Below are 1,792 nucleotides of genomic sequence, written 5' to 3'. Positions count from 1 at the left end.
CCCCGCCCCCGTGGCGGGCTGGCTCCACTGTGCCCCCGGCCCGCTGGCCGGACAATGGAATTTTGCGCGGAGACGACGCGAAAAAACGTGGGCGGGACGACCAACGGAAGATGACGCGATCAGCCCTCGGCCGGCACCTCGTACTCGCCGATCAGCTGCGCCCGCCCGACGGTGTGGAAGCGGAGGTTGAAGCCCACGAAGGCGGGGGTGGCGTCCGCGTCGGGACCGAGCTTCTCGCTGTCCACCGCGTAGACGGTGAACACGTAACGGTGCGGACCGTCACCGGGCGGCGGCGCAGCGCCACCGAAGTCCCGGGTGCCGTAGTCGTTGCGCGCCTGCACCGCACCCTCCGGCAGGCCGGCCCCGTCGGCGGCGCCCACACCGGCCGGCAGCTCGGTCACCGTTGCGGGGATGTCGAACAGCACCCAGTGCCAGAACCCGCTGCCGGTCGGCGCGTCCGGGTCGTAGCAGGTGACCGCGAAACTCCTGGTGGACTCGGGGAAACCCGACCACCTGAGGTGCGGCGACCGGTTGCCGGCGGCGTGGACCTGGTCGTCCTTGAGCCGCTCACCCTCCCGCACGTCGTCGCTCACGACCATGAACGACGCCACCGGCGGGTGGAAGTCATGCGGCAGCGGGCGCCGTGCCGGTCCGGACATAGCGGAACCTCCTCATCAGGGGAAAACTCGCGGAAGCTAGCCTAGAGAAGCGATGAGCGAGAAACCCCAGAAGAGCAGGCGGAAGCGGCCGGCTGACCCGACGGAGGACACACCGGAGGACGCCGCCAGTCGACCGCTCCCACGCGAGTTCTTCGACCGGCCCGTGCTCGAGGTCGCCCCCGACCTGCTGGGTCGCACCCTGGTCAGGACGACGGCGGCCGGCGTCATCACCCTGCGGCTCACCGAGGTCGAGGCCTACGCGGGCGAGCTTGACCCCGGCTCCCACGCCTACCGCGGCCGCACCGCCCGCAACGCCACCATGTACGGACCGCCGGGCCACGCCTACGTCTACTTCACCTACGGCATGTGGCACTGCCTGAACCTGGTCTGCGGCCCCGAGGAGCACGCCAGCGGAGTGCTGCTCCGCGCCGGCGAGGTGCTCACCGGCGCCGACCTGGCCAGGAGCCGGCGCCCCAAGGCGCGCGGCGACGCCGAGCTGGCCAAGGGTCCCGCCCGGCTGGCCACCGCCCTCGACGTGGACCGCGCCCTGGACGGCACCGACGTCTGCGGCCCGGACCCGCGGGCGCCGATGCGGGTGCTCCACGGCACCCCGGTGGCCAGGGAGCGCGTGAGCGCGGGGCCTCGGACGGGGGTCTCCGGGCCCGGCGGCGTCCACCCCTGGCGCTTCTGGATCACCGGCGACCGCTCGGTCAGCCCTTATCGCCCGCACCAGCCAAGGCGCCGGCCCGCCCGACTTGACGAGCCCGTAGCGAGGCCGTAGTGTAGAACGAGTCGCCTGGAGCGGGATAAGAACATCACAGCGGTCGAAAGACCAGCGGATGAGTTCCGTAGGCGGCCATCCACTCTCAGCAACGACCCTCCTCACGTGGGAGCGCCTTTCGCACGCCGAAAAGCGATCCGGGGGAGAGCGGATTAGGAAATGATCCGCGGGTTGGCTAGCATGGGTGGAAGAACGAAGGGAAGCCCGGGGGGCCTCGAGAGGGGTCTGAAGGTAGCGTCCGTTCCTTGAGAACTCAACAGTGTGCCAAGAAGTCAATGCCAGATTTTTGATTGATCAATGCGAGAATCAAATTGTTCTCGTGGATGATCTTCTTTGAAGCATTCACGGAGAG

At 69.3% G+C, this 1,792-nt stretch carries 2 protein-coding genes; one reads left to right on the top strand and one right to left on the bottom strand.

The window, feature by feature from the left end:
* Positions 1-119: 119 nt before the first annotated feature.
* The gene (locus E1265_RS35975) at positions 120-659 is read right to left on the bottom strand and encodes a YbhB/YbcL family Raf kinase inhibitor-like protein (protein WP_132935139.1); all 540 of its coding nucleotides are present in this window, start codon (positions 657-659) and stop codon (positions 120-122) included.
* Positions 660-711: 52 nt separating this feature from the next.
* On the opposite strand from E1265_RS35975, the gene E1265_RS35970 reads away from it, so the two are divergent.
* Positions 712-1,440, top strand: coding sequence for a DNA-3-methyladenine glycosylase (locus E1265_RS35970; RefSeq protein ID WP_132935138.1), 729 nt, complete (start codon positions 712-714; stop codon positions 1,438-1,440).
* The last annotated feature ends 352 nt before the right edge of the window (positions 1,441-1,792 follow it).

It is taken from the genome of Streptomyces sp. 8K308, from assembly GCF_004348315.1.
Classification (GTDB): domain Bacteria; phylum Actinomycetota; class Actinomycetes; order Streptomycetales; family Streptomycetaceae; genus Streptomyces.
The sequence above is the reverse complement of the archived record's forward strand: the minus strand, read 5'-3'. Positions and strand labels throughout refer to the sequence as shown.

Excerpts from the sequence above, each read along its gene's own strand:
- E1265_RS35975 (WP_132935139.1), bottom strand. The coding sequence starts at position 659 with ATGTCCGGACCGGCACGGCGCCCGCTGCCGCATGACTTCCACCCGCCG.
- E1265_RS35970 (WP_132935138.1), top strand. The coding sequence starts at position 712 with ATGAGCGAGAAACCCCAGAAGAGCAGGCGGAAGCGGCCGGCTGACCCG.